Below are 23,979 nucleotides of genomic sequence, written 5' to 3' on the forward strand. Positions count from 1 at the left end.
TGAAGGAAGCGGACAAAACCTGGCCGCTACTCGTGGCAAGCTGAGTGCATGGCCGCAACTTCTGCCCGTCTTCTCGCGCTGCTGTCGTTGCTGCAGGCCCGGCGTGACTGGCCGGGTGCCCTGCTCGCCGAGCGGCTCGAGGTGAGCCCGCGGACGGTACGCCGCGATGTCGACCGGCTGCGCGATCTCGGCTACCCGGTCCGCGCGACCAAGGGACCCGACGGTGGGTACCGCCTGGACGCGGGCGCCGAGCTACCGCCGTTGCTGTTCGACGACGACCAGGCGATCGCGGTCGCGGTGGCGTTGCAAACCGCAACGACCACGGTCACCGGGATCGAGGAGGGCGCGCTACGTGCGCTGGCCACGGTCCGTCAGGTGATGCCGGCACGGCTGCGGCAACGCGTCGACGCCCTGCAGGTCACCACGGTCGACCGGTACGCGCATCGCCGTACGACGGTCGACTCGGACCAGCTGATCGCGATCGGAACGGCGGTCCGCGCCCAGGAGGTACTGCGCTTCGACTACGCCGCACCCGGTACGCCGGACGGCGAGTGGGCGCCGCCCCGGAAGGTCGAGCCGCACCACCTGGTGACGTGGGGCGGGCGGTGGTACCTGGTCGGCTGGGACCTGGATCGCAAGGACTGGCGGACGTTCCGCGTGGACCGGATGACGCCGAAGACGCCGACCGGTCCGCGCTTCGTCCCGCGCGAACTGCCCGCACCCGACGTGGCGACGTACATCTCCAGCCGCTTCCACGGGCAGGACCAGAACCCGTGCCGGGGCGAGGCGATCCTGCAGGCGAAGGCGTCGGACATCGCGCAGTGGGCCGGCCACGGCGCCTTCGTCGAGGAGCTCACGCCGACGAGCTGCCGGCTCGCGCTCACCGGCTGGTCGTGGACCGGGCTGGCCGCGATGTTCGGCATGTTCGAGTGCGACCTCGAGTTCGTCGGCCCGCCGGAACTGAAGGACGCCGCCACCCAACTCGCCGCCCGCTACCAGGAGGCTGCCTCATGACCAGTGAGTTGATCGTCGTCGACGCCGTTGCGTGGCGGGAGTGGCTCGGGGTGAACCACGGTGACTCCGACGGCGTCTGGCTGGTGCTGGCGAAGAAGAACGTGACCGACCCGACGAGCCTGACGTACGACGAGGCGCTCGAGGAGGCGTTGTGTCACGGGTGGATCGACGGGCAACGACGCGGGCGCGACGAGCAGACGTTCGTCCAGCGGTACACCCCGCGCCGCGCGCGGAGCATGTGGTCGCAACGGAACGTCGGCATCGTCGCGCGGCTGGAGCAGGACGGGCGGATGCGGGACGCCGGCCGGGCCGAGGTCGAACGGGCGAAGGCGGACGGCCGGTGGGACAAGGCGTACGGCGGGGCGAGTGCGCGGGACGTTCCGGACGACCTCGCGACGGCGCTGGCCGCCGAGCCGAAGGCGCTGGCGATGTTCGAGATCCTGACCAGCGCGAACCGGTTCGCCGTGATCTATCGCGTCAACGACGCGAAGCGCGCCGAGACCCGGGCGAAGCGGATCGCCCTGTACGTCGAGCAGCTCGCCCGCGGCGAGACGATCTACCCGCAGAAGCGGACCCTCTAGACCGGGTCGAGCGTCGCCTCCTGGCCGTCCGTCAGCGGGAAGTACGCCAGGAACGTGACGCCTTCGTCCTCGGTGTCGAAGCGGGCGATCCGGTCGACGGCGGGCTCGTAGAAGACGTCGCCGGGGTGCAGGACCTGCGGTTCGTCGTCGGCGCCCTGCTGGTAGATCGCGGACCCCGACACGATGTTCCCGAACACGGGTCCGTTGTGCACGTGGGCGCCGACTGCGGTGTGCGGCTCGATGGTGATCCGCCGTACCTCGACGCGCTGTACCGGAAGGGGTGCGGGCAGGAGCTGGTCGAGGACGACGACACGGCTGATCGATTCGGTCATGCCGTACATACTAATAGGTACAGAGTCCGGCCGCAGCCGGCATCCGTCAGTAGAGGATCGGGTTCAGCGGCGAGGAGACGGTCTCGCCAGGCTGGTTGCCCGGCATCCAGGTGGCGAGGTCGAGCACCTGGTTGTTGTTCACCGGTTCCGAGATCTCCATCGAGGCGTCGACGTAGATCACCGTCATCACCCGGCGGGGGATGTCGGTGGTGTTCGGCGGCGCGTGGTGGAACGTCCAGCCGAGGTGGTAGCTGACCTCGCCGAGCTCGAACGGCTCGGAGATCTCGGTGAAGTCCTGCTCCTTCAGCGCCTGCTGCAGGACGCGCTCCGACTCGTCGCTGATCGGCAGGTCCCGGCCGTGCTCGAACCTCTGGCTGCCGGCCGCGAACGACAGCGGACCCATCTCCATCGGGGTCTCCTGCAGCGGTACCCAGATCGTCACGCAGCGATCGGTCGCGAACGGCCAGTAGTACTGGTCCGCGTGCCAGGGGGTGACGCCGCCGCCGGACTCCTTGTAGAGCGCCTGGTCGTGGTACAGCCGGACCGACTGCACGCCGAGCAGCTGCGACGCGATCCGCGCGAGCCGCGGCGAGGACACGAACTCCAGCACCTGCTCGCTGTCCTGCCACAGGTTCGAGACCTGCAGGAACGCCTTGCCGTAGGTGTCGCGCTCCTCCAGCGGCAGGTGTTGCGTGTTCAGCTCGATCACCTTGCCGGTGATCTCCGGCTCGTACTCCGCGATCGTTTCGGCGCTCAGCACGTTCTTCAGCTTGACGAATCCGTGCTCGGCGAAGTGCGCGATCGCGGACCGGGTCAGCGTGTAGTCGGTCTCCAGCTCCGGGCGGATCAGAGTCATGGGAGACAAGAGTTCCCGTACGTTCCATCGCTGTAAAGATCAGTGATCAAATCTTTGCTCTTGGTGCACGTGCATTTGCTAGAGGACTCCCGTGTATGTCAGCGCAAAGGTCCCGCACGGGAAGAGGAACAGTGCGGCCAGGATGATGATGCCGCGGAAGGACTGCTGTGGGCCGATCAGCCTGCGGTACGCGGCGATCAGTACGGGGACCATCACGACCTCGAGCAACAGCATGCTGCGCGGGATGATCGTGCCGGTCGCGGCGAGGATCACCGACAGCGCGGCGGCCGCGATCCACGCGCCGTACCCGATCAGGTACGTCGTCCGTGCGCCGAAGCGGACCGCGATCGTGTGGTAGCCGGCGGCTCGGTCCGCTTCCAGGTCGGCCAGCGTGGTCGGCAGGTAGAGGCCGACGGCGGCGAGCGTGCCCTGCAGGCCCATCAACCAGGGGAAGTCGCTCAGGTCCGGGTTGATGGCGGCCCAACCGGCGAGCGGCCCGAAAGCCCCTAGCGCAAGGGCATTCACCGCGACGTCGAACCCGGCGCGCGTCTTCAGCCGAACCGGCGGGACGGAGTAGGCGTACCCGAGGAGCACGGCGAGCAGCACGCCCAAGGCGAACACGACGCCCACGAGCAGGCTCAGCCCGACCGCGGCGACCGCGGCCGCGAAGGCCAGTCGCGTCGCCGCCCGGAGCGTGATCCGCCCGTCGAGCAGCGGCGACTTGGCCTTCCGCGGGTTGAGCCGATCGCTCGGCAGGTCGTACGCATCGTTGACCGCGAGTACGGCGAGCCACACCAGCGGACCCATCACGACGGCGCCGACCACGAGGCGCGGCCAATCCGCGACCGGCGGGATCAGCCGATGCGTCGCGAGCAGGATCCCTGTGTAATAAGGAACGATCGACACCACCCAGAACGCGGGCCGCCCGACCGCAACGACGTCACGAACCCGCGGTCCCCGTACCTGCACGTCCGTGCTCACAACACCACTGTCCACCTCGACGGCGCAGCGCGTCCTCCCTCCACCGAGTGAACCTGCTCACCCGCGCGGCTGGATGTGAGCCACGGAACCCTTCTCGAGTGCGACCCACACCGAACCGTCGACGTACAGCCCGTGCGGTTCGGTGCCGGCACCGAATGCGAACTCCTCGGTGATGTTGCCCTTGGCATCGATGTGGACCAGGGACGACGCCGCCCACAAGGTGAGCCAGCAACCGTCCGGTGTCGCCGCCGCGGCGTGCGGCTTCGAATCGGCCGGCAGGGTGAACTCCTCGATCTCCCCGTCGACGGTGATCCGGCCCGCCTGGTTCGCGAGGATCTCGGTGAACCAGACGCTGTCGGGTCCGGCGCTGATCCCGACCGGCCCGGCGGCCGCGGTCGGCAGGGGATAGGTGGTGACCTCGCCGGTCACCGTCATCCGCCCGATCGCGTTCGCCTGGTTGAGCGTGAACCACAGGTCCCCGGCGTACGAGGTGATCATGCCCGGGAACGCGCCCGTGGTCCCGATCGGGTACGTCGTCACGTCACCGTCGACCGTGATGCGGTTGATCGAGTCGTTGCTCATCGTCGTACACCACAACGCGCCGTCCGGTCCGACGCACAGCCCGTACGGCGCGCCGGCAACCTCGACCGCCGAGACGACACCGTCGTACCCGATACGCCCGACCCGGTCGTCGCCGTTCCGGGTGAACCAGACCGCCTCGTCCGGTCCGTCGACGATCACGCTCGGGCGCGACTCCGGTGCGCCGAAGTCGAACACCCGCCCGGAGACGGTAGCGACCCGGCCACTGTGGACAAGCGTCGTCCACACCTCACCACCGGCCGCAACCACGCCGTACGGCGCGCCGTCGACCTTGTACTCACTGACTGACATGGCATCCCCTAATGCGACGAATGTTGCGTTAGGGTACGACGGCCTCACTGTCGACGCGGTCTCCGCACGTTCCGGCGTCCATCGCACGACGATCTACCGACGGTGGAAGACCGTGCCCGGCCTGCTCGTCGGCCTGCTGCGTCGGCCGATGACGCGTGCGCAGGCGAACCACCACGCCCGGGTCGCCGCTAAACACTTTGCGAGTGCCGACGGCGCCGACCTACCGTGACCGTTATGGGCACATCCCTTTACGCGCTGTCGTTCGACGCAAAGGATCCGGCCGGGCTCGCGCGGTTCTGGGCCGGTCTGCTCGGGTTCGAAGCGGCCGAGGGTAACGAGCTGGTGCCGCACGACAACACCGGGTTCCGGCTGCGGTTCCTGCAGAGCGATGTCGAGAAGGACCGGCCGAACCAGATTCACCTGCACCTGACCAGTGAGACGCCCGAGCAGCAGCCGGAGACGGTGGCGCGGGCGGTCGAGCTCGGCGGCCGGCACCTCGACGTCGGACAGCTGCCGGAGGAGGAACACATCGTCCTCGCGGATCCCGAAGGCAACGAGTTCTGCGTGATCGAGGCGGGGAACAAGTTCCTCGCGGACACCGCGTTCCTCGGTGAGCTCTCGTCCGACGGCACCCGCGCGGTCGGGTACTTCTGGAGCAAGGCGCTCGACTGGCCGCTGGTCTGGGACCAGGACGAGGAGACCGCGATCCAGGCGCCGTCCGGCGGTCCGAAGATCAGCTGGGGTGGCCCGCCGCTGAACCCGAAGGCGCCGAAGAACCGGCTGCACCTCGACCTGACCGCTGACGGCGACGTCGAGGCCGAGGTCGAGCGGCTGGTTGCCCTTGGTGCCAGCCGGCTGGACAGCGGCCAGGAGGGTGCCGCCGCGATCCCGATGGCCGATCCCGACGGCAACCAGTTCTGCATCCTGCTCGACCCGGCTCGTCCGGTGTCCTAACTCGGTGGCCCGGGGTGGTAGGCGCACTCCGAGGTCAGGTCGCCGGTGTTCGGTTTGGCCGTGGCGCGCGGTTGGGTCGTGGTGGTCGGAGTAGCCGTGGTCCGGCGCGGCACGGGTGTCGTGCGGTGGGCCGGGTTGATCGCCTGAGCGACGATCGCGCGCATCGCCGCGTAGTTCGGGTTCTGGCCGGTGGGGAAGTTCTTCTTCTTGTCCAGGTCGACGTTCGCGATCTTCGCGTTCTTCACCCGTTGCCCGACCACGACGAGCTGCCCGAGGACGCTCTGCGGGATGTCGGTCCGGACCAGTTGCTCGCCGGCCTTCGCGACCGAGTCGAAGTTGGCCAGTACGTTCTGCGGGGTGGCGCGCTCGACGATCGCCTTGACGGTGCAGCGCTGCCGGGACTGCCGGGCGAGGTCCCCGGTCGGCACCCGGTACCTGCCGCGGGCGAACCAGAGCGCGTCGCTGCCCTTGAGCGGTACGTTCGGCCCGGGCTGCAGCCACCGGCTGGGCGGGATCTTCTTGTCGTCGTTGCCGCCGACCGGTACCGGGTAGTTGATGTTGACGGTGATCCCGCCGAGCGCGTCCACCAGCTTCGCGAACCCGGCCAGGTTGACCTGTACGTAGTAGTGGATCTGCAGGCCGAGGGCCTCGCCGACGGACTGCTTGAGCACGTCCGCCCCCTCGTTGTCCGACGGGCCGAGGATGCCGGGGTGCAGCTTCGGGATGTTCCGGTACATCGCGTCCAGGTAGAACTCGGGCTGCTCCTTCTTCCCGTTCGGATCCCAGAAGCCGGTCGGGTAGATCTTGTGCAGCGGTGAGTCGGCCGGGAACGGCATCCGCATGAAGTTCCGGGTCAGCGAGATCAGCGACGTGTTGCCGGTCTTGGTGTCGATACTCGCGACCATCACCGAGTCGGTCCGGACACCGTCGCGGTCCGCGCCGTCGTCCGCGCCGAGCAGCAGCACGTTCAGTCGTGGCAGCTGGTCCGAGATGTCCTTCTTCGTGTTGATCGTCGGCCGCGTCTGGCTCTTCGACTGCTCGCCGCCGAACACCTTGTTCACCAGCTCGCGCTGCGCCATCAGCGTCTGCGCGCCGGTCGCCGTACTCACGGTCATCGCGAAACAGAGCACGCCGATCACGAGCGCACCGAGCGACCGCGCGGCCGGTCCGGCGGTCAGCGGGCGGAGCATCTTGTACGACGTGACCAGAACCGCGATCCAGGCGAGCGCGACCGCGGCCAGGCCGACGATCATCCAGAGCAGTGCCGACGGATCCAGCGCCCACGCGATCACCGCGTCCCGCTTCCGCAGGCCGACGTACGCCGCCGCGCCGTACAGGGCGAGGCTCAGTACCGTGACCACCGTGCCGAGCTTGAACCGGCGCGCGACGAGGTACGCCGTACCGGGCAGCAGCACGCCGAGTACTGCGATCGCGAGTGCGCCGATCCCGGTCGGCCTTCGGGCTCCGGTTCGGTGTGGTCCGGTTTGCTGTGGTCCAGTTCTGTGCGGTCCTGCTGGGCGGGCGCGGGCGGCGCGCTGGGCTCTGCTCGGGGCCATGACCTCTTCGATTCACCGACCCGGCAAAAAGTTGGCAGAATCGGCCAGGTGATCGACATTCAGGTACGACGAGCGAAGCCGGACGATGCGGAGTCGCTGGTCCGCTTGCGCGGATTGATGCTTGCTGCCATGGGCAACGACCTCGGCGGACCGGACGCGCCGTGGCGGGCGATCGCGCTCGATTGGTTCGCGGAGCAGCTCGCTTCACCGGACACGTTCGCGGCGTACGTCGTCGACGACCCGAGGGCTGGCGTGGTCGCGGGCGCGGCCGGGAACGTGCACGCCCATCCGCCAGGCCCGCACGACGTGACCACGGTTCGAGGGCACCTGTACAACGTCAGCACCCACCCGGACTTCCGGCGGCGCGGTCTGGCCAGGGCGTGCGTGGTCGCGGTGGTGGACTGGTTCCAGGCGGAGACCGCCGTCGGTCAGATCGAGCTGAACGCGACCGACGACGGTATCGACCTCTACCGGAACCTCGGCTTCATCGAGTCGAGGTTCCCGTCGCTGCGTTTCCGGACCACCAAGGCGTAGTCCGGCTGGTGTCGCGGAGTGCGTTGGTGGCGCAGTGCAGGTCGCCACCGCCGAGGTGTGCCCAGAAGAAGTCCTCGACCCAGTGCACCTGTACGCCGTTCCGCTGGATCGCGCGCTCCGTCGCCTGCTTGAAGACGTCCTGGCCGTGCAGTCGCGGCCCGTGCGGATCGGGTGCGGCGAAGTTGCGAGCGGTTACCGAGAGACCGTTCGTCAGGCCCGGAGTCATTGCCTTGAGCAATCCGAAGCCGGGCACCTTGTCGAAGATCACCGGTAGCCGGACCAGCTCGCTCTCCTCGAGGCCGGTGGCCTTCAGCAGGATCTTCAGTTGGTCGTCGATGTGCTCGGCGGCTTCCTCGTTGCCGGGCAGCCCGCCGCTCAGCAGCTCGTCGACCGTCGGCTTGTAGGTCGAGTTCGTGTCCGCGAACAGCCGCGCGTTCCCACCGCCCCGACGTTGCACGTCGCGCAACAGCCGTGCGGCGAGCCGGGGGTCGGCGACCGCGAGGGTCCAGCCGCGGGCATTGTTCGCGCGTACTACATGCGTCGTCTCGTCGGTGTGACCGACCATCAACCAGGAGGTGTCGACCACGACCGGTGGCTGGTACCCCTGGCCGGTCACCATCGTGATGAACCCGGCGTCAGGGTGCCGCTTGCCCGACCCGTACACGATTCGCCCGTGCGGATATCCGGCGTACGGCGGGAGCGACTCGATGTTGCCGCCCATGTTCAGCAGGTCGTCGAGCCCTGGCGCCGCCTTGCCGGCGAGCTCCTGCACGACACCGACATCCGGTCCGCGCAGGTCGCGGTACAGGAGCCGGCCGGACGGGCGTGGTGTGTCCGCGGCCGGCAGGTCCCAGACGTTGCCGGAGCGGATCAGGATGCGCATCGTGTGCGGACCTCCGACGGCCGGCATGCTCGCGGTCGCGGGCTCGAACGAGTCCTGCAGCCACATGTCCTTCCAGCCCTCCGGCGTGCCTTGGACGAACCGCACCTTGGTTGCCTTGCGCAACGTCTGCGCGAACTCCGGCCATTCGCCAGGTGCACCCTGCTGGTACGGCGGTGTGCGGCCCCACCAGCCCTGACCGGCGTTCGGCCGGCCCGCCAGGACGGTCTGTGCAGGTTGCAGGTCGTTCTGCAGCATCAGCGGGGCGACGCGCATCCGTACGGCGTCCGTCGCGGTGCGACCGTGGTCGGTGACGGACAGCGTGACCGTGATCTGGCCGTTCCACTTCTTCGGGTCGCGGACGATGTCGCGGCCTTCGAGCTGCAGCCGGACGCCGCGCCGCAGGTCTTGCGCGGTCAACGTGCTCGGGAAGACGCGCGCCTTGTCTGCCGGGGCGATCGTGATCGTACCGGTCGCCTCGCCGGAAAGGTTGCGTTCGGCATCGATCGACAGCGGCGCCAGGTCCGCGGCGTCGCGTGGTCCGTTGATCCGGTCGTCGGCCGCATCGTTGCAGGCGGCAAGCTTGTCGTCGACCGCGCGACCGGGTGCGTTCAGGTCGGCCGGGTCGACCGTGCAGCGGTGCTCGTCGTCGTCCAGGTTCGGCAGGAAGATCGCGCCGCGGGTGTCGGTCCAGGTGGTCTTGCCGGCGTCGTCGGCGTGGGTCAGTACGCCGTCGCGGTTGACGTCGGCGGTCAGCCGGGGCGCCGGACCCACGGCGGTGAAGGTGGGGGTCACGGCGGTCAGCAGGGTCGCAAGCCCCGCGGTCCAGAGTCGCATCGAAGGCTCCTATTTGATACAGGTGTGCTTCTTCGATGAAACTACCGAGCCGGGGCCGGAACCGGCAGGTGGAAATCCGGTCTCCACCCGTGGGCGGAGACCGGGTGTCTCACAGCTGAATGATCGACAGGATGTTGCCTGCCGGGTCCTTGAACCAGGCGATCAGTGGACCCTGGCTGCGGTTGATCCCGAGCTCGTCCTGGTCGTCGTTGTACTTCTCGAACGTGACGCCGCGCGCGGTCAGCTCGCGCGCCGTCGCCTCGATGTCGGCCACCGGGAAGTTGAGCACCGTGTACTCCGCCGGGACGTGGTTGTCCTTCGGGTACACGAGCACGTTGTTGCCACCGCCGGTCCGCAGCCGCAACATCCCGTTCTCCTCGCCGACGTCGAGACCCAGCGTCGTCGCGTAGAACTCCTTGGCCCGCGGTATGTCGTCCACCGAGAACCCACTGAACGCCTTGCTGTCCTGAAGCATCTGATGCCCTCCTAGTCACTCGACATCAGCTACGTCGTTACCACCAACGCGTTTTCGACACCAGGCCCTAGTTGTGAGACAGGGCGGGATCCATGGCTGCGGCGACCGAGGCGGACTCGAGGCCGTCGGCGACCGTGTGCAGCAGGCGGGCCAGGTGGGCGGCGTCGGCCGGGCCGAGGATGCCGGTGATGACGTCGAGGACGCGGACGGTCAGCCCGTCGAGCTGGGACAGGCGGGCCTGGCCCGTTCCGGTGACGGCCAGAGCCGGTGTGGTCCGGACCATGCCGAGCGCTTCCAGGTCGGCGATCGCCAGCTCGGCCTCGCCGGGCGTGATGCCGACCTGCTTGGCGACCTGGTGGGCGGAGGTCCGCCCGTTCGCGATCGCGCTCAGCACGAGCGCGGCCGGCATCTTGATTCCGACCGCTTCCTGCAGGCCGAGGATCAACGGGTGCGCGTGGCCGCGGACGCGTTCGACCGCGTCCAGCAGACGCAGGGCGTCGCCGACATCGCTGATCAGGTGTTCGGTCTGGACGGCCGCCATGCCCGCGGCGCCGGGCCGGACCGGTGAGGCGACGACGCCGCCGATCACCCGCTCGGGCACGACCAGGGCGTTCGCCACGGTCTGCTCCTCGCCTCCGTCCGCGGATCCCTTGGTGAGCGGCCTGATTCCAGCGTCTTCGATGGTCACCCCTCCAGCCTACGGAGCCGTTCCGACAGCTTCGGCGTGTCCAACCTGAGGAATCCCTGTGAATCTCGTGACGTCGTTGTCGTACCCTCCGCCCATGCAGCTGAGTGCGAAACGAGCCCTGGTGATCGGCGGCGGTGGCGGCGGGATCGGCCGTGCGACAACCGAAGCCCTCGGCAACGAAGGCGCGTCGGTAGTGGTCGCGGACCTCGACCCGGCCCGTGCCGCCGAGGCGGCGGACGCGGTCCGCGCCGCGGGCGGTACGGCGTACCCGGTGTCCGGCGACGTTCGCTCGATCGAGGATATCGAGGCGATGGTCGCGGAGGCGGTACGGCAGCTCGGCGGGCTCGACGTACTGGTCACCGTGGTCGGCGGGCAGGTTGCGTTCGTACCGGCGGTCAAGCTGCACGAGATGGCCGACGCGGACTGGGACACGATCTACGAGGTCAACCTCCGGTACGTCGCCCGCGCGGTCCGCGCCGCGCTCCGGGTCTTCCTCGACCAGGGCACCGGCGGGGCGATCGTCAGCGTCGGGTCGGTCACCGGATTCATGGCGGCGCCCGAGCAGGCGGCGTACGGCGTGATGAAGGCCGGCATCCTCAGCCTGGCCCGGACGGTCGCCGCGGAGTACGCGCGGGACGGGATCCGGATGAACGTCGCCGCGGCCGGCGCGATCGCGACCGCGGTCGCCAACGGCGTGGTCGACGCCGGGGTCGTCGAGGAGATCCCGGCCGGCCGGTTCGGGCAGTCCGAGGAGGTCGCCCGGGCGGTGGTGTACCTGGCGTCCGACGCGGCGTCGTACATCACCGGCCAGCAGATCGTGCTGGACGGCGGCGTCTCCGTACGCGGGCCGTTCGGGTAATCGAAAACACGTACGAATTAATTGGGTTCTGATCGGTCCGGAAAGTTTTGCCGATTGCCCAGAATTTCCGGATCCGGGCGTGACCTGGGCTCTGCGTCCTCCGTTGGAAGTGACGTGACGGTGAACACAACACGGCGCACCGGCACCGCGCTCGCCCGCGTTTTCCAGGCCGTCCACCCCTTGAAGTTCAGCCAGGAGGACCAGTGACAACCGCCACCGCCACCCAGACCGTTCAGCGCCGACGCGTGCGTGTCTGGTTCGGTGAGCACGTGATCGCCGACTACAACGCCGAGCCGGCGTTGGCCGAGCGGTACGCAGACGCCATGAGCCGACGGTTCGCCGGTCTCCGGGTCACCAACGACCCGATGCCGATGATCGACAAGCTCCCCGACCCCCTGCCCGGCGAGCGCATGTGGGACGTAGCGCCCCGCTGAGAAGATCTCCGGTACCTTTCGCGTTCCGAACTCACCAGACAACCCACCCGGAACGTGGCCCAGGTCGAGCACCTCACCTCGATCACCAAGGGACCGGTAGTGGGCGGCAAGCGAGCGTGGGCGTTCTGCCCCTCGCTTGCCGCCCTTTTCTCCCCTGCAAGAATGCGCCTGATTGAATAGCAAATCCCGTTCGCACCGGATCCCCCAGGTCCGGTGCGAACGTTTTTCACTTATTGGTGTAGTACTCGGGTTTCATCTGGATCAGCTGGACGTAATTCCCGTCCGGATCGATCAGGGTCGCGAACCAGCCGATCCCGCGGTCCTCCGGGTGCACCAGCCAGTCGACGTTCAGCGTCCGAAGGTGCGCCGCGGCCGCCTCGATGTCGTCCACCGCGAAGTTCACGATGTGCCGCCCCGGCTCCGGGTTCTTCCCGGCAACGTCGTCCCGCTGCTCGATCACCAGCCCGAACCCACCGAGATCCAGGTTGCCGTACCCGTCGACCTCGGCCCGGAACCCGTCCCGGTACCAAGCCTTCAACCGCTCGGCGTCCGTACTCCCGAGCAACATGCTGTTCAGAATCACGATCTCTCCTTAGCTCCGGCCTTCATCCAGTACGTCGGAGCTGTTGGAGAGCTTTCGACACGACCTCAGCAGTACGCGCGACAGCCGTGGTCGACGCCGTACCGGCGTTTGGCGAGGGCGACAGCTGACACCGGCGACAGCTGCCGACCGGCATGCCAGCTGTTGAGGAAGGGCTGAGGCGCTACGGCGCCGCGGCGGATCCACCAGACGTTCTTGCCGGTCGGCCAGCTGATCCCGAAGTGCAGGTGTGGAGTGGTGTAGCGGGCGCTGCCCGTCTTGCCGGTCCGGCCCAGGAGCTGGCCGGCGCGGACCCGTACGCCGGGCTTGATGCCGGCCGCGATCGAGGAAAGGTGCGAACCGTAGTACCGGACGCCGTCGACGCCGATGATCGAGACCGACAGGCCGCCGCGGTCGGCGCCGAGGTTGGTCTTCGGGTTCCAGCGGTCGATGCGGTTGACCTCGTCGACGCGCCCGGCGACCGGAGCGACGAACTTGCAGCCGACCTTCGCGAAGATGTCCGACGCCGGGTAGTCGTGGTGACTCTGCGACGCGTCGGCCCGGCACCCGGCGACCGGGAACACGTACCGCCGGGTGGTCGACGGCAACACGACCTTGGCGGGTGTGTCGATGATGTAGAACGGCGTCCCCGGCTCGGACGCTGCCGCAGGTTGCAGTTGTAGCCCAACCGCCGCACCACCTGCGGCAACCAACGCCGCCGCCAGCAAACCGGCCCAAGCCTGACGCATCACGAGCTCCCCCAGTGTCGGAATTTCCCCGTCGGACATTGAAGTCCTGTCACCGTCCGTTGTCCATCCCCCGGATCACTGGCACCAGGCGGCTGACCCCTTCAGTACGTCGGGGAGGTCGCCGACGACGCCGAGGCGTTGGGTGCAGCGGGTGAGGGCCACGTACAGGTCGCGGAGGCCGCGAGGTGACTCGATCACGATGCCGTCCGGGTCGACGACCAGTACCGAGTCGAACTCGAGGCCCTTCGCCTCCCGAGCGGTCAGGACGGTCACGCCGGACAGGCCGTCGACCGCCTCCTGGATCAGCTCGAGCCGGCTGCGGGACGTGATCACGCCGACCTCGCCGTACGCCGTCTCCTCGGTCGCCATCTTGTAGACGTACAACGCCTGCTCGGCCGCCGGTACATCGAGATGCCATGGACGTACGCCGGTCGAACGGACCGACTGCGGCGGCTTCGCCGACGGGTCGACCTCGCGCAGTACGGCGTTCGCCAGCTCCATCACCTCGGCCGGCGTGCGGTAGTTCAACGTCAGCTCGGCCAGCCGCCAACGATCGCCGAAGGTCTCGCCGAGCGCGCTCGACCAGGACGTACCGCCGCCGACCGAACTCGTCTGCGCGACATCGCCGACGACCGTCATCGACCGCAGCGGGGACCGGCGCGCGATCGCCCGCCATGCCATCGGCGACAGCTCCTGCGCCTCGTCGACGATCACGTGCCCGTACGTCCACCGCCGGTCCGCCGCGGCCCGGTCCGCCAGCGTCCGGTCGTCGTCCGCCTCGTACCGTTCGGCGAACGCCGCGGCGTCCAGAATGTCCTTCGCGGTCAGGATCTCCGCCTCGTCGCCCTCGTCGAAGTCGGTCGACCCGGAACCGGACAGTACGTCCAAGGCCCCTTGTGCGTAAGCGATCGCGCGCGCCCGGGCGGCACGTTCCCGCGCCGCCTCGGACCCGTCGTCGCCGAGCAGTTCCGCGGCCTCGTCGAGCAGCGGTACGTCGGCCGGGCTCCAGTCGGCGCCGTACCGCAGCAGGTGCTCGCGATCCAGCGCGGACAGCTGCGGCGCCGCGGACGCGAGCCGATCCTCGTCGCCGTACAGGTCCTCGAGCAGCTTCTGCGGAGTGAGCAGCGGCCAGAGCTGATCGAGCAGGGCCTGTACGGCGGGCTCCGCGAGCACCTCGTTGCGTAGCTCGGCGAGGTCGTACTCGTCGAGCAGTTGCTCGCCGTCGAGCGGGTCGGTGCCGATGAGTTCGGCGTACTGATTAGTGAGGTGGTCGGTGTACTCGTTCAGGACGAATGGCCGTGCCTGGTTGTGGGTGAGGTTGCGGTTGGCGACCCGGGCGTGGATCTCCTTGCAGACCTCGGGATCCAGCGTGAGTTCAGTGCGCTCGACGGTCACGTGGACCGGCGCATCCGGGATCCACTGGCGGTCGGTCACCGCGCGGGCGATCACGTCGGCCATCACGGTCCGCCCCTTGACCTCGGCGCTCTCCGGCGACTCCGGCCGGGTGGCGTTGATCCCCGGGTAGAGCTCGGCGATCGTGACCAGGCGGACGCCGTCCTCACCGAGCGACGGGAGTACCTGGCCGATGAAGCGCAGGAACGCCGCATTCGGGCCGACGACGAGAATTCCGCGCTTTTCCAGTTGCTCACGGTGGGTGTAGAGCAGAAATGCCGCGCGGTGCAGGGCGATTGCGGTCTTTCCGGTACCCGGGCCGCCTTGGACGACCAGGATTCCGGGCAGTTCGGAGCGGATGATCCGGTCCTGGTCGGCCTGGATGGTCTGGACGATCGACTCCATCCGGCCGGTCCGGCGGGCCTCCAGTGCCTTCATCAGCACCGCCTCGCCGATCACGCCGGTGCCGGGTTTCGACGGGTCGGCGGCCTCCCGGCCGAGGTCGAGCTGCTCGTCCTGGACGTCGATCACCCGGCGCAACCGGGTCTGCACGTGCCGGCGGCGGACGACGCCGAGATTGGCCACCGCGGTCGCGATGTAGAACGGCCGCGCGGCCGGGGCGCGCCAGTCGACCAGGAGCGGGTCGTACTCGTCGTCGTGCAGGCCGATCCGGCCGAGGTGCAGGATCTCGCCGTCGGCGGTGTCCAGGCGGCCGAAGTACAGCCCCTCCTCGGCCGCGGTCAGCCGGGCCTGCCGCAGCTTGAGGTCGCGGATCCGCCCGTCGCGCTGATGCAACGCCTGCGCGTTCCGCGTCCGTACCAGTTGCTCGTCCTCGGCCCGCGCATCGGTCCGCTCCCGCTCCGCGTCGAGCGCAGCGTAGAACGTTGTCAGGCTGACCTGTTCACCGTCAACAGGAGCAGAGGTCCCGTGAAGAGGTGGAGCCTGCTGCGCGCCGCCCCGCGGGCGCTGGGCGGCGTTGTCGTCGGTCGCCGGGACTCCGTCCCGTCTCCCTCCTCCGCCTTGCCCAGCATCCCGCGGATGCGGCGCTCGCGACGGCTCCACCTCTTCACGCGACCTCTTCGTCAATTCCCCATCCCTCGTGTTAAAATACGCGCGTTGGTTTTCGGGTGGCATTTCCGGAATTCGCTCCGACGCAGCCACAAATCCTTGAGTTTATCTCCTGGCGGGGTTTTCCTGTAGTGGTGTTCCAGTCCATCGTCCCGCCGTATCTGCTCGAGCAGCTCGAGCGGTCCGCGGTCGACCCCAGCGTCCGAGCCCGGATCCGGCAGTCGTTGCAGCACGACGCCGTACTGCGAACCCGGCCCGCGGCCGGCCGCGAGCCCGAGGTCGCGGCGGACGGGCGACAGCGCAAGGTGTACGACGCGGAGCACGGCACCGACCTGCCCGGCACGCTGGTCCGCTCCGAGGGCGACGACCCGGTCCAGGACCAACCGGTCAACCAGGCGTACGACGGCACCGGAGCGACCTGGGCTCTGTACAAGGAGTGCTACGGCCGCGACTCGATCGACGGCAACGGCCTGGCGCTGGTCTCGACCGTGCACTACGACCGCGGCTACGCGAACGCGTTCTGGGACGGGTCGCAGATGGTGTTCGGCGACGGGGACGGCGAGATCTTCGGCAACTTCACGTCGTCGATCGACGTCACCGGGCACGAGCTCACGCACGGCGTCACGCAGTACACGGCGAAGCTCGACTACCGAGGCCAGCCCGGAGCGCTGAACGAGAGCATCTCCGACGTCTTCGGCTCACTCGCCAAGCAGTACTCGCTCAAGCAGTCCGCCGCCGACGCCGACTGGCTGATCGGTGCGGGGCTGTTCCTCCCCGGCGTACAAGGGGTCGCGCTGCGGTCGATGAAGGCGCCCGGTACGGCGTACGACGATCCGCGGCTGGGCAAGGACCCGCAGCCGGCCGACATGTCCGGCTACGTCGACACCCAGGACGACAACGGCGGCGTCCACCTCAACTCCGGCATCCCGAACCACGCGTTCTACCTGGTCGCGACGGCGATCGGTGGGAACGCGTACGACGACGCCGGCAAGATCTGGTACGGCACACTGACGTCCGGCAACCTCGTGCCGTCCGCGTCCTTCAAGGACTTCGCCGAAGCCACCCAGGCCACCGCCCGCACCCTCTTCGGCGACAACTCCAGCCAACTGGACGCAGTCACCAAGTCCTGGCAGACCGTCGGCGTCCTCACCGACCCCTCCTCCCTGATGACCGCCGCCCAAACCGACCTCCACACCTCCACCCCACCGGCCGCACCCGAAGGACCTCCCACTGAGACGGTTTGACCTCGAGTGTTGTTGAGGTATTAGCGTCTTTGGTTGTGACTGTTCATCCGCTCGGGCTCGTCGTGCTGACGCGCAACCTCGACGCCGGGCGGTTCGGGACGGCGGTGACGCGGTGGTTTGCGCGTGAGGTGGAGCGGGCGGACGAGTTCAAGCTCGACCTGGTCGACCTGAGCGCGACCGCGGCGGCCGGGTTGCCGGCCCGGATCGAGGATGCGGACGCCGTGATGATCGTCACGGCGGAGTACAACCACGCGTACCCCGGCGATGTGAAGACGGCGATCGACGCCGTACGCCGGCCCTGGTACGCCAAGCCGGTCGGGTTCGTCGTGTACGGCGGGCGATCGGGGGGACTGCGTGCGGCCGAACAGCTGCGGCTGGTCTTCGGCGAACTGCACGCGGTCACGATCCGCGACAGCCTCGGCTTCCGCGAGGAAGACTTCACCGACGGCGAACCGGTCGACCCGACGACGTCCGCCGCGGCCGCGGCCCTGCTCCGCCAACTGGCCTGGTGGGCCCGCTCCCTCCGCGACGCCCGCGCGAACACGCCCTACCCCGCCTAGGCGGACCGCCAGCACTCATCAACCCACCCCCAACCGGCTCATTCACGCTCAGCCCGCGCTGAACAGGTGCTTATCCGGCTGCTTGATGAGTGCTGCAGGTCCGGCCACCGGAATAGGTCGACCGCGACGGAGGTTGGCACTTGTTCGTGAGCTCCGAACCGATGCCCCTGTCCGTGCTCGATCTCTCGCCGGTGCCGACGGGTACGCGGCCGTCGGAGGCGTTGCACGAGACGCTCGAGCTGGCCCGGACCGCGGAGGCCGCCGGGTACGACCGGTTCTGGCTCGCCGAGCATCACAACATCCCGAGCGTGGCGAGTTCCACGCCCGAGGTGATGATCGCGGCGGTCGCGGCGGCGACGTCCACGATCCGCGTCGGCTCCGGCGGCATCATGCTGCCGAACCACTCGCCGTTGAAGGTCGCCGAGACGTTCCGCGTCCTCGGCGGGTTGTACCCGGACCGGATCGACCTCGGCCTCGGCCGGGCGCCCGGTACCGACCAGCGCACCGCGCTCGCGCTGCGCCGCAGCCGGGAGGCGCTCGGCGCGGACGACTTCACCGAGCAGTACGCCGAGCTCCGCGCGTACGCCGAAGGCTTCCCGGCGGGGCATCCGTTCGAGCCGATCACCGCGCAGCCGAGCGACGTACCACTGCCGCCGGTGTGGATCCTCGGCTCCAGCACGTACGGCGGTCAGGCGGCGGCCGCGCTCGGTACAGGGTTCGCGTACGCCGGGCATTTCGGGACGCTCGACCCGGCCGGCGTGATCTCGGCGTACAAGGAGAACTACCGCCGCCTCGAGCACGACGGTGAACCGCGGGCGATGCTCGCGCTGGCTGCGATCGTCGCGGAGACCGAGGAGCGTGCGCAGCAGCTCGCCCGCGCGAACGCGCTCTCGATGCTCCGCCTCCGCTCGGGCCGTCCGGGTCCGCTCCCGTCGCCGGAGGAGGCCGCGGAGTACCCGTGGTCCGAGGCGGAAGAGGCCGCCGTCGAGGAATGGGCCGGCCTGGTGTCCGTCGGTACGCCCGACCAGGTCGCCGCCGACCTGCTGCGCCGCGCCAACTCGGCCGGCGCCGACGAACTGATCATCACCACGAACATCCACAACCCCGCGGAACGCCGCCACTCGTTCCAACTCCTCGCGGAGGCCTGGGGGCTGAAGCCGCGCTGATCGCGGACCTGCACCACTCACCAACCCCCGCCCAGCGGCCGGTCCGCCGGTCACTCGAGCGTCACGTGCCCCGCGTCTGCGAGGTTGCTGAGTGCTGCACGTCCGGCGTCGCGCGGACGTGCTCGAAGATCAGGCTCGTCTCGGCGTGGCTGACCGCGGGGTCCGCGGTCAGATGGTCGAGCACGAACTCACGGAGCGCGTCGGGCGTCGTCGCGGCGACATGCAATAGGTAGTCGTTCGCGCCGCTGACGTGGAACAGCGACAACACCCCGGGCAGCCCGGGGACCTTCGTCCGGAACCGGTCGATCTCGTCGCGCGAGTGTGCGCCGATCCGGATCGCGATCAGCGCCTGCAGCGGCCGGCCGAGCGCGGCCAGGTCCACGTCGGCGTGGAAACCGCGGATCACCCCGCGTTCGCGTAACGCGCGGACCCGGGTCAGGCAGGTCGACGGCGCGATGCCGCATGCCTCCGCGAGCGCGTTGTTCGGCATCCGGCCGTCGGCCGTGAGCAGCTGCACCAGCTTCCGGTCCACCTCGTCGAGCCCGTCGGGAACCGGTCGTGGCGCCGGTCCCGGGCTCCGACGATCCTTCGGCATGCCACCTACTGTAGGGCCATCCACAGAATCCACAGCGTGTGGACGAGCCTGTGGACGAATTTTCTTCGGAACTCTTGTACCGATCTCGCAGAAGATTCACAGTCGCCTCAGTTATCCACAGGAGGCCGCGATGCTCGACACCCGTGCTGTGCACGCCGGACGCGACGACCTGGCCGCGCTCGGCGTCCACGTCCCGCCGATCGACCTGTCCACCACCTACCCGCTGCCCGACATCGACACCGGCGGAGCGTCGTACGACGAACTCACCCAGGGCCGCGGGCCGGACGGCGGGAGCCTCGTCTACCAGCGCCTGTGGAACCCGAACGTGGCCCGCTTCGAGGACGCGCTCGCCGAACTCGAGCAGACCGACGGTGCGGTCGCCTTCGGCTCGGGCATGGCCGCGCTCACCGCGTGCCTGCTCGCCACTGTCGCCGCCGGCCGTCCGCACGTGGTCGCCGTACGGCCGCTGTACGGCGGTACGGATCACCTGTTGTCCACAGGCCTCCTGGGGACAACCGTCACGTACGTCGAACCCGCCGGGGTCGCGGCAGCGATCCGCCCGGACACCGGCCTGGTGATCGTCGAGACCCCGGCCAACCCGACCGTCGACCTGGTCGACCTCCGGTCCGTGGCGAGCGCGGCCGGCGACGTACCGCTGCTGGTGGACAACACGTTCGCCACTCCCGTACTGCAGCAGCCGGCTCGGCACGGGGCGAGCCTGGTGTTGCACTCGGCAACCAAGTACCTCGGCGGCCACGGTGACGTCATGGGAGGCGTCGTCGCGGCCGGCGTGGAGTGGGTCGGCCGCCTCCGGCAGATCCGCGCAGTGACCGGTGGCCTGCTGCACCCGCTGGCGGCGTACGAACTGCACCGGGGACTGCAGACGCTGCCGGTGCGAGTACGGGCGCAGCAGGCGACCGCCATCAAGGTCGCGGACTGGCTGTCCGCGCAGCCCTCCGTCGAACGCGTCCACTACCCCGGGCTGAGCGACCCGCAGGGCCTGATCGGTCGCCAGCAATCCGGTCCGGGGGCGGTGCTCGCATTCACCCTGACCGGAGGATACGAGGCCGCGTCCCGGGTGGCTCGAAGGCTGCGGCTGATCACCCACGCGGTCTCGCTCGGCGGCGTCGACACTCTGATCCAGCACCCGGCCGCACTCACCCACCGGCTGGTCGCGTCGGAGGCAAAGCCCTCGGACGGACTGCTCCGGTTGAGCCTCGGTCTGGAGGATCCCGAGGACCTGACCGCCGACCTGCGGAACGCGCTCGAGGACTGATTCTCCTCAGAGCAGAAAGTCTGCTCAGGGCAGATCCGGGGCGGCGGACCTGCGCGGGATGGCACACTCGGTACAGGAGATCCGGAGGCGAGGAGGGCCAGTCGTGTTGCTACGCCAGGTGATCGGAAACGTGTTCCGCCGACTGCGACGCGAGCGAGGCATCACCCTGCGTGAGCTCGCCGAGCTGGCCCAGGTGTCGGTGCCGTACCTGTCCGAGATCGAACGCGGCCGCAAGGAACCCTCCTCGGAGATCCTCGCCGCGATCTGCCGCGCCCTCGACCTGCAGCTCACCGACCTGCTGGCCGAGGTCCAGTTCGACCTCGCGACCGCGGTCCGCTCGACCCTGCCGGTCCACCTCCAGACCGCTGCGATCCGGGTGCAGGACCGCACCCAGCGGATCCCGTCGGGTCCGCGGGCCTTCACCACCTCCCCAACCGCCTACACGCTGGTCGCTTAGTGCCCTGAGTCGGAAGTTCGACGGCGCTTTCGGCGCCCAGGCACGCACCTCGCGGCACTTGCCCAGCGCCCACGATGCTCCGCATCGAGGCCACTGACCAAGCACCCCGATGCACGCACCTGACCACCGAAATCGCTCGCCGAACTTCCGACTCAGGGCACTAGCCTGACCGGGTGACTGAGCTGAAGTACGTCGTCCGGTTCCCGGTCGACGATCGGAAGTTGTCGTTCCTGCACGCGGCCGCGTTCGAGAGCACGCCGGAGGTGCAGGCCTGGGCGGAACGGCTGGAGCGCTGGGCGCTGACCTGGGTCGGTGCCTTCAGCACCAATGAGCTCGTCGGGTTCGTGCAGGTGTGCTGGGACGGCGGCGCGCACGCGTTCGTGCTGGACACCGCCGTACACCCAGATCACGGCCGGAAGGGCGTCGGCAAGGAGTTGGTACTGATCGCCGCGGACGAAGCTCGTGCCGCCGGTTGCGAGTGGTTGCACGTCGACTTCGAGCCGCATCTCACCGCGTTCTACCTCGACGCGTGCGGGTTCCGCCCGACCGACGCGGGACTGCTCAAGTTGCGCTAGGCCAAGGATCCTCGATCTCGCCGGCGGCGATCGCGCGTCGCGAATCAGGGCTGTTGCGGTAGCGGAACGGCACTACCTCCAGCGGGAGGGTTTCGCCGGTCCGGCGCGAGCGCGCGGCAGACGGCGCCAGGAGCGTGCGCGGGCCGGGGCCTCGCTCGATCCATTCGGTCAGCGGGACCTCGATCGTTCCCCCCGGATGATCGATGGTGACGATCACGTCCTCGATGTCGTGCTCGGTCATGCCTCACACTGTCGCCGCTGTGAGCGCTTCCGTCGAGATACAGGACGTCAGACAGCGTTCCTTCGCGTCGCCGAGCAGGTCGGCGGTCCAGGTGGTGAACCCGCCGTCGCCGATGCCGTCACCGATGCCGAGGGCGGTACCTGCGTAGTAGGTCGCGCTCTTCGTCCGCTCGGCGTCCTCGGTGAACGGTACGCCGAGCGCCGGGCGGACCGTGTCCTCGATCCGGTCCCGGAGCGCCGACTCCTTGAATGCGGTGAACGTCAGCTCGGCCTTCTCGCCCAGCACGGCATGCCAGAAGTTGAGGTGGTCGATCAGCAGCTCCGCCTCGGTCTGGCACGAGCCGGTGTCCCGCGCGCTCGACACCAGGACGAACAGCTCGAAGTGCGCCGAGAACCCCGGCGTGTCGAACGGCTGCGCGCGGACCACCCGCTGACAGGTCGCCAGGTGTACGCGGTCCTGCCCGGCGCGTCGTCGTACGGAGGCCTCGATCGCCAGCTCGTTGGTGGGGTCGCTCGCCACCTCGGTCCCGCGGATCGTGCTGACTATCTGGTGCTGGTTGATCGGCGCGACCGCGGAGCACGTCCCCAGCGGCGCGAGCGGTGAGAGCTGAACGCCCGCGAACCTCTCCGGCAGCAGCTCCCACAGCCGCTGCTGCGTCTTCACCAGCTCGCGCGGATCGACGGTCGACGGCCACACGAACCGGTCCTGCTTCCAGCGCTGCAGCAGCCGGGCGGGCTTCACCTTGGCCGCGCGCTCCCGGGCCACGTCCAGCAGGACGGACTGCAGCTCGGACTGGCTCAGTCCGTTGACCAGGGCATCGCGGCTGCCGTCCGGCAGCTTGGCCCAGAACCGTTCGGTGACATCTCCCATCGCTCTACTCTGACGGATATTTCCCGGGTGCCGCTCGTCATTTACCGCTATCGTCGAAGGCATGAGATTCCCGAGTGCGCACCTTTGACGATCTGATCGAGCGCTGTCGGCCCGGATCGTCGCGGTCAACGCGCTGCACGACTTCATCCCGCTCTATCCGCTGTACCAGCTGCTCTTCAAGGACCACGGGCTCTCGCCCGCGCAGATCTCGCTGCTGTTCGTGATCTGGTCCGCGACCGGATTCGTCCTCGAGGTGCCGTCGGGCGCCTGGGCCGACTCGTACTCACGGCGCAAGCTGCTGATCCTCGGTGCGTTGATCAGCGGCCTCGGGTACGCCGCGTGGATCACGCTGCCCTCGTTCGCCGGCTTCGCCCTGGGGTTCGTCCTGTGGGGCGCGTCGTCCGCCTTGATCTCGGGCACGTACGAAGCCTTCGTGTACGACGAACTTGCCGCCCGCGGCCGCGCTGGGTACTACCCGACCCTGCTGGGTCGCGCCCGCTCCGCCGCGTTCGTGACGAACCTCGCGGCAACCGTTGTCGCGGCGCCGCTGTTCGACGTCGGCGGTTACACCCTTGCCGGAGTGGTGAGTGTCGCGAGCTGTGTCGTCGAGGCGTTCGTCGCTTGGACGTTGCCCGAATCCCAGCCGGTGGAGAACGCGCGCGAGTCGGACGAGCCCGGCGCGAAGGCCGCGTTCGCGAACTATGTCCACATGTTGCGTACCGGCGTGTCCGAGGTGCTGACGAGTCGCGTCGTACGACGGGCTGTGCTGCTGGTCGCGCTGCTGGGTGGGTTCCTGGCGTTCGACGAGTACTTCCCGTTGCTGGCCCGCGAGACCGGTGCCGCGACCGGCGTGATCCCGCTGCTGATCGCGGGAACCGTTGCCGCCCAGGCGATCGGCGGCGCCCTCGCCGGACCTTCCTACAGGTTGCCTGCAGCAACATTTGCTGCTGGGTTGGCGGTGACAGCCGTGCTGATCGCTTCGGGTGCCCTGACTGGATCCGCGTGGGGCTTCCTGCCGATCGCGATCGGGTACGGCGTACTCCAACTCGTCATCGTGGTGTCCGAGTCGCGCCTGCAGGACGCGATCACCGGCCCGGCGCGGGCGACCGTGACGTCGGTTTCCGGGCTGTTCGCGGAGGTGTCGGCGATCGCGGTGTACGCCGGGTTCGCGGTCGGGTCGGTGTGGTTCACGATGTCGATCCTGGTTGCGGCGTTGACGATCCCGGTGCTGTTGACCGCTTTCGTCGTACCGGCCGCGCTGCCGGCGCCGCGTAGTTCGGCGGCCGCCGAAGCGTCGGAGCCCTAGCCTCACATCATGAGCGGCGAAAGCGTTT

Annotated in this window: 28 protein-coding genes; 14 read left to right on the forward strand and 14 right to left on the reverse strand. The window is 68.9% G+C overall.

Annotation, left to right across the window (positions count from 1 at the left end; genetic code table 11):
• The first annotated feature begins 48 nt into the window (after positions 1 to 48).
• Both ACZ5BU_RS32960 and ACZ5BU_RS32965 read left to right on the forward strand, forming a co-directional pair.
• Complete coding sequence (locus ACZ5BU_RS32960; protein WP_465704362.1) at positions 49 to 1,014, forward strand: helix-turn-helix transcriptional regulator; 966 nt, start codon at positions 49 to 51, stop codon at positions 1,012 to 1,014.
• Positions 1,011 to 1,595 (forward strand): YdeI/OmpD-associated family protein, encoded by a 585-nt coding sequence (locus ACZ5BU_RS32965; protein WP_465704363.1) that lies wholly within the window; start codon positions 1,011 to 1,013, stop codon positions 1,593 to 1,595. The genes ACZ5BU_RS32960 and ACZ5BU_RS32965 overlap by 4 nt, the downstream gene beginning before the upstream one ends.
• Here ACZ5BU_RS32965 and ACZ5BU_RS32970 read toward each other — a convergent pair.
• From ACZ5BU_RS32970 to ACZ5BU_RS32985, 4 genes are all read right to left on the reverse strand, one after another.
• Positions 1,592 to 1,927, reverse strand: coding sequence for a cupin domain-containing protein (locus tag ACZ5BU_RS32970; RefSeq protein ID WP_465704364.1), 336 nt, complete (start codon positions 1,925 to 1,927; stop codon positions 1,592 to 1,594). The genes ACZ5BU_RS32965 and ACZ5BU_RS32970 overlap by 4 nt on opposite strands.
• A 46-nt stretch (positions 1,928 to 1,973) precedes the next feature.
• Positions 1,974 to 2,783 carry a phytanoyl-CoA dioxygenase family protein gene (locus ACZ5BU_RS32975; RefSeq protein WP_465704365.1) on the reverse strand — a complete coding sequence of 270 codons (810 nt, stop codon included), beginning with the start codon at positions 2,781 to 2,783 and terminating at the stop codon, positions 1,974 to 1,976.
• A 78-nt stretch (positions 2,784 to 2,861) separates the two neighbouring features.
• The gene (locus ACZ5BU_RS32980; RefSeq protein WP_465704366.1) at positions 2,862 to 3,764 is read right to left on the reverse strand and encodes a UbiA prenyltransferase family protein; all 903 of its coding nucleotides are present in this window, start codon (positions 3,762 to 3,764) and stop codon (positions 2,862 to 2,864) included.
• A 57-nt stretch (positions 3,765 to 3,821) separates the two neighbouring features.
• Positions 3,822 to 4,655 (reverse strand): Vgb family protein, encoded by an 834-nt coding sequence (locus ACZ5BU_RS32985; protein WP_465704367.1) that lies wholly within the window; start codon positions 4,653 to 4,655, stop codon positions 3,822 to 3,824.
• On the opposite strand from ACZ5BU_RS32985, the gene ACZ5BU_RS32990 reads away from it, so the two are divergent.
• Positions 4,654 to 4,884 (forward strand): TetR/AcrR family transcriptional regulator, encoded by a 231-nt coding sequence (locus ACZ5BU_RS32990; protein WP_465704368.1) that lies wholly within the window; start codon positions 4,654 to 4,656, stop codon positions 4,882 to 4,884. The genes ACZ5BU_RS32985 and ACZ5BU_RS32990 overlap by 2 nt on opposite strands.
• Before the next feature lie 5 nt (positions 4,885 to 4,889).
• Positions 4,890 to 5,609: a VOC family protein gene (locus tag ACZ5BU_RS32995; protein ID WP_465704369.1), complete on the forward strand. Its 720-nt coding sequence runs from the start codon at positions 4,890 to 4,892 to the stop codon at positions 5,607 to 5,609.
• Here ACZ5BU_RS32995 and ACZ5BU_RS33000 read toward each other — a convergent pair.
• Positions 5,606 to 7,165 carry an LCP family protein gene (locus ACZ5BU_RS33000; protein ID WP_465704370.1) on the reverse strand — a complete coding sequence of 520 codons (1,560 nt, stop codon included), beginning with the start codon at positions 7,163 to 7,165 and terminating at the stop codon, positions 5,606 to 5,608. The two genes, ACZ5BU_RS32995 and ACZ5BU_RS33000, sit on opposite strands and share 4 nt — an antisense overlap.
• Positions 7,166 to 7,213: 48 nt before the next feature.
• Here ACZ5BU_RS33000 and ACZ5BU_RS33005 point away from each other — a divergent pair, with 48 nt between their 5' ends.
• Positions 7,214 to 7,699 carry a GNAT family N-acetyltransferase gene (locus ACZ5BU_RS33005; protein ID WP_465704371.1) on the forward strand — a complete coding sequence of 162 codons (486 nt, stop codon included), beginning with the start codon at positions 7,214 to 7,216 and terminating at the stop codon, positions 7,697 to 7,699.
• Here ACZ5BU_RS33005 and ACZ5BU_RS33010 read toward each other — a convergent pair.
• The 3 genes from ACZ5BU_RS33010 to ACZ5BU_RS33020 form a co-directional block, all read right to left on the reverse strand.
• A complete protein-coding gene (locus tag ACZ5BU_RS33010; protein ID WP_465704372.1) occupies positions 7,650 to 9,416 on the reverse strand; it encodes a protein-arginine deiminase family protein in 1,767 nt (588 codons plus the stop codon). The genes ACZ5BU_RS33005 and ACZ5BU_RS33010 overlap by 50 nt on opposite strands.
• 109 nt (positions 9,417 to 9,525) lie before the next feature.
• Entirely contained in the window at positions 9,526 to 9,891 is a 366-nt protein-coding gene (locus tag ACZ5BU_RS33015) for a VOC family protein (protein WP_465704373.1), read from the reverse strand.
• Between the two features lie 67 nt (positions 9,892 to 9,958).
• Positions 9,959 to 10,579, reverse strand: a complete 621-nt coding sequence (locus ACZ5BU_RS33020) for a MarR family transcriptional regulator (protein ID WP_465704374.1) — start codon at positions 10,577 to 10,579, stop codon at positions 9,959 to 9,961.
• Positions 10,580 to 10,673: 94 nt separating this feature from the next.
• Here ACZ5BU_RS33020 and ACZ5BU_RS33025 point away from each other — a divergent pair, with 94 nt between their 5' ends.
• Positions 10,674 to 11,438, forward strand: coding sequence for an SDR family NAD(P)-dependent oxidoreductase (locus ACZ5BU_RS33025; protein WP_465704375.1), 765 nt, complete (start codon positions 10,674 to 10,676; stop codon positions 11,436 to 11,438).
• A gap of 203 nt (positions 11,439 to 11,641) precedes the next feature.
• A complete protein-coding gene (locus tag ACZ5BU_RS33030; RefSeq protein ID WP_141856379.1) occupies positions 11,642 to 11,872 on the forward strand; it encodes a hypothetical protein in 231 nt (76 codons plus the stop codon).
• Between the two features lie 226 nt (positions 11,873 to 12,098).
• Here ACZ5BU_RS33030 and ACZ5BU_RS33035 read toward each other — a convergent pair whose 3' ends face one another.
• From ACZ5BU_RS33035 to ACZ5BU_RS33045, 3 genes are all read right to left on the reverse strand, one after another.
• Positions 12,099 to 12,455, reverse strand: a complete 357-nt coding sequence (locus tag ACZ5BU_RS33035) for a VOC family protein (RefSeq protein ID WP_465704376.1) — start codon at positions 12,453 to 12,455, stop codon at positions 12,099 to 12,101.
• A gap of 65 nt (positions 12,456 to 12,520) precedes the next feature.
• Positions 12,521 to 13,201 carry a M23 family metallopeptidase gene (locus ACZ5BU_RS33040; protein WP_465704377.1) on the reverse strand — a complete coding sequence of 227 codons (681 nt, stop codon included), beginning with the start codon at positions 13,199 to 13,201 and terminating at the stop codon, positions 12,521 to 12,523.
• A gap of 75 nt (positions 13,202 to 13,276) precedes the next feature.
• Entirely contained in the window at positions 13,277 to 15,679 is a 2,403-nt protein-coding gene (locus ACZ5BU_RS33045; RefSeq protein ID WP_465704378.1) for a HelD family protein, read from the reverse strand.
• A 116-nt stretch (positions 15,680 to 15,795) separates the two neighbouring features.
• Here ACZ5BU_RS33045 and ACZ5BU_RS33050 point away from each other — a divergent pair, with 116 nt between their 5' ends.
• From ACZ5BU_RS33050 to ACZ5BU_RS33060, 3 genes are all read left to right on the forward strand, one after another.
• Positions 15,796 to 16,905, forward strand: coding sequence for a M4 family metallopeptidase (locus ACZ5BU_RS33050; RefSeq protein ID WP_465704379.1), 1,110 nt, complete (start codon positions 15,796 to 15,798; stop codon positions 16,903 to 16,905).
• A 35-nt stretch (positions 16,906 to 16,940) separates the two neighbouring features.
• Positions 16,941 to 17,465: an NADPH-dependent FMN reductase gene (locus tag ACZ5BU_RS33055; RefSeq protein WP_465704380.1), complete on the forward strand. Its 525-nt coding sequence runs from the start codon at positions 16,941 to 16,943 to the stop codon at positions 17,463 to 17,465.
• Positions 17,466 to 17,611: 146 nt separating this feature from the next.
• On the forward strand, positions 17,612 to 18,631 hold the full coding sequence (locus tag ACZ5BU_RS33060) for an LLM class flavin-dependent oxidoreductase (RefSeq protein WP_465704381.1): 1,020 nt from the start codon (positions 17,612 to 17,614) through the stop codon (positions 18,629 to 18,631).
• Between the two features lie 61 nt (positions 18,632 to 18,692).
• On the opposite strand, the gene ACZ5BU_RS33065 is transcribed toward ACZ5BU_RS33060, so the two are convergent.
• Entirely contained in the window at positions 18,693 to 19,226 is a 534-nt protein-coding gene (locus ACZ5BU_RS33065; RefSeq protein WP_465704382.1) for an Lrp/AsnC family transcriptional regulator, read from the reverse strand.
• A gap of 130 nt (positions 19,227 to 19,356) precedes the next feature.
• Here ACZ5BU_RS33065 and ACZ5BU_RS33070 point away from each other — a divergent pair, with 130 nt between their 5' ends.
• From ACZ5BU_RS33070 to ACZ5BU_RS33080, 3 genes are all read left to right on the forward strand, one after another.
• Positions 19,357 to 20,502: a trans-sulfuration enzyme family protein gene (locus ACZ5BU_RS33070; protein WP_465704383.1), complete on the forward strand. Its 1,146-nt coding sequence runs from the start codon at positions 19,357 to 19,359 to the stop codon at positions 20,500 to 20,502.
• Positions 20,503 to 20,605: 103 nt separating this feature from the next.
• Positions 20,606 to 20,959 carry a helix-turn-helix domain-containing protein gene (locus ACZ5BU_RS33075; RefSeq protein WP_465704384.1) on the forward strand — a complete coding sequence of 118 codons (354 nt, stop codon included), beginning with the start codon at positions 20,606 to 20,608 and terminating at the stop codon, positions 20,957 to 20,959.
• Between the two features lie 173 nt (positions 20,960 to 21,132).
• Positions 21,133 to 21,534 (forward strand): GNAT family N-acetyltransferase, encoded by a 402-nt coding sequence (locus ACZ5BU_RS33080; RefSeq protein ID WP_465704385.1) that lies wholly within the window; start codon positions 21,133 to 21,135, stop codon positions 21,532 to 21,534.
• Here the strand turns inward: ACZ5BU_RS33080 and ACZ5BU_RS33085 are convergent.
• Together ACZ5BU_RS33085 and ACZ5BU_RS33090 are read right to left on the reverse strand one after the other, a co-directional pair.
• Positions 21,521 to 21,775, reverse strand: a complete 255-nt coding sequence (locus ACZ5BU_RS33085) for a hypothetical protein (protein WP_465704386.1) — start codon at positions 21,773 to 21,775, stop codon at positions 21,521 to 21,523. The two genes, ACZ5BU_RS33080 and ACZ5BU_RS33085, sit on opposite strands and share 14 nt — an antisense overlap.
• A 3-nt stretch (positions 21,776 to 21,778) precedes the next feature.
• Positions 21,779 to 22,645, reverse strand: a complete 867-nt coding sequence (locus tag ACZ5BU_RS33090) for a hypothetical protein (RefSeq protein ID WP_465704387.1) — start codon at positions 22,643 to 22,645, stop codon at positions 21,779 to 21,781.
• A 160-nt stretch (positions 22,646 to 22,805) separates the two neighbouring features.
• Between ACZ5BU_RS33090 and ACZ5BU_RS33095 the strand changes: the two genes are divergently transcribed.
• Positions 22,806 to 23,951, forward strand: coding sequence for an MFS transporter (locus ACZ5BU_RS33095; protein ID WP_465704666.1), 1,146 nt, complete (start codon positions 22,806 to 22,808; stop codon positions 23,949 to 23,951).
• The last annotated feature ends 28 nt before the right edge of the window (positions 23,952 to 23,979 follow it).

The organism is Kribbella sp. NPDC031520 (assembly GCF_055580825.1).

Excerpts from the sequence above, each read along its gene's own strand:
- ACZ5BU_RS32960 (WP_465704362.1), top strand. The coding sequence starts at position 49 with ATGGCCGCAACTTCTGCCCGTCTTCTCGCGCTGCTGTCGTTGCTGCAG.
- ACZ5BU_RS32965 (WP_465704363.1), top strand. The coding sequence starts at position 1,011 with ATGACCAGTGAGTTGATCGTCGTCGACGCCGTTGCGTGGCGGGAGTGG.
- ACZ5BU_RS32970 (WP_465704364.1), bottom strand. The coding sequence starts at position 1,927 with ATGACCGAATCGATCAGCCGTGTCGTCGTCCTCGACCAGCTCCTGCCC.
- ACZ5BU_RS32975 (WP_465704365.1), bottom strand. The coding sequence starts at position 2,783 with ATGACTCTGATCCGCCCGGAGCTGGAGACCGACTACACGCTGACCCGG.
- ACZ5BU_RS32990 (WP_465704368.1), top strand. The coding sequence starts at position 4,654 with ATGGCATCCCCTAATGCGACGAATGTTGCGTTAGGGTACGACGGCCTC.
- ACZ5BU_RS32985 (WP_465704367.1), bottom strand. The coding sequence starts at position 4,655 with ATGTCAGTCAGTGAGTACAAGGTCGACGGCGCGCCGTACGGCGTGGTT.
- ACZ5BU_RS32995 (WP_465704369.1), top strand. The coding sequence starts at position 4,890 with ATGGGCACATCCCTTTACGCGCTGTCGTTCGACGCAAAGGATCCGGCC.
- ACZ5BU_RS33000 (WP_465704370.1), bottom strand. The coding sequence starts at position 7,165 with ATGGCCCCGAGCAGAGCCCAGCGCGCCGCCCGCGCCCGCCCAGCAGGA.
- ACZ5BU_RS33010 (WP_465704372.1), bottom strand. The coding sequence starts at position 9,416 with ATGCGACTCTGGACCGCGGGGCTTGCGACCCTGCTGACCGCCGTGACC.
- ACZ5BU_RS33015 (WP_465704373.1), bottom strand. The coding sequence starts at position 9,891 with ATGCTTCAGGACAGCAAGGCGTTCAGTGGGTTCTCGGTGGACGACATA.
- ACZ5BU_RS33025 (WP_465704375.1), top strand. The coding sequence starts at position 10,674 with ATGCAGCTGAGTGCGAAACGAGCCCTGGTGATCGGCGGCGGTGGCGGC.
- ACZ5BU_RS33040 (WP_465704377.1), bottom strand. The coding sequence starts at position 13,201 with ATGCGTCAGGCTTGGGCCGGTTTGCTGGCGGCGGCGTTGGTTGCCGCA.
- ACZ5BU_RS33065 (WP_465704382.1), bottom strand. The coding sequence starts at position 19,226 with ATGCCGAAGGATCGTCGGAGCCCGGGACCGGCGCCACGACCGGTTCCC.
- ACZ5BU_RS33070 (WP_465704383.1), top strand. The coding sequence starts at position 19,357 with ATGCTCGACACCCGTGCTGTGCACGCCGGACGCGACGACCTGGCCGCG.
- ACZ5BU_RS33085 (WP_465704386.1), bottom strand. The coding sequence starts at position 21,775 with ATGACCGAGCACGACATCGAGGACGTGATCGTCACCATCGATCATCCG.
- ACZ5BU_RS33090 (WP_465704387.1), bottom strand. The coding sequence starts at position 22,645 with ATGGGAGATGTCACCGAACGGTTCTGGGCCAAGCTGCCGGACGGCAGC.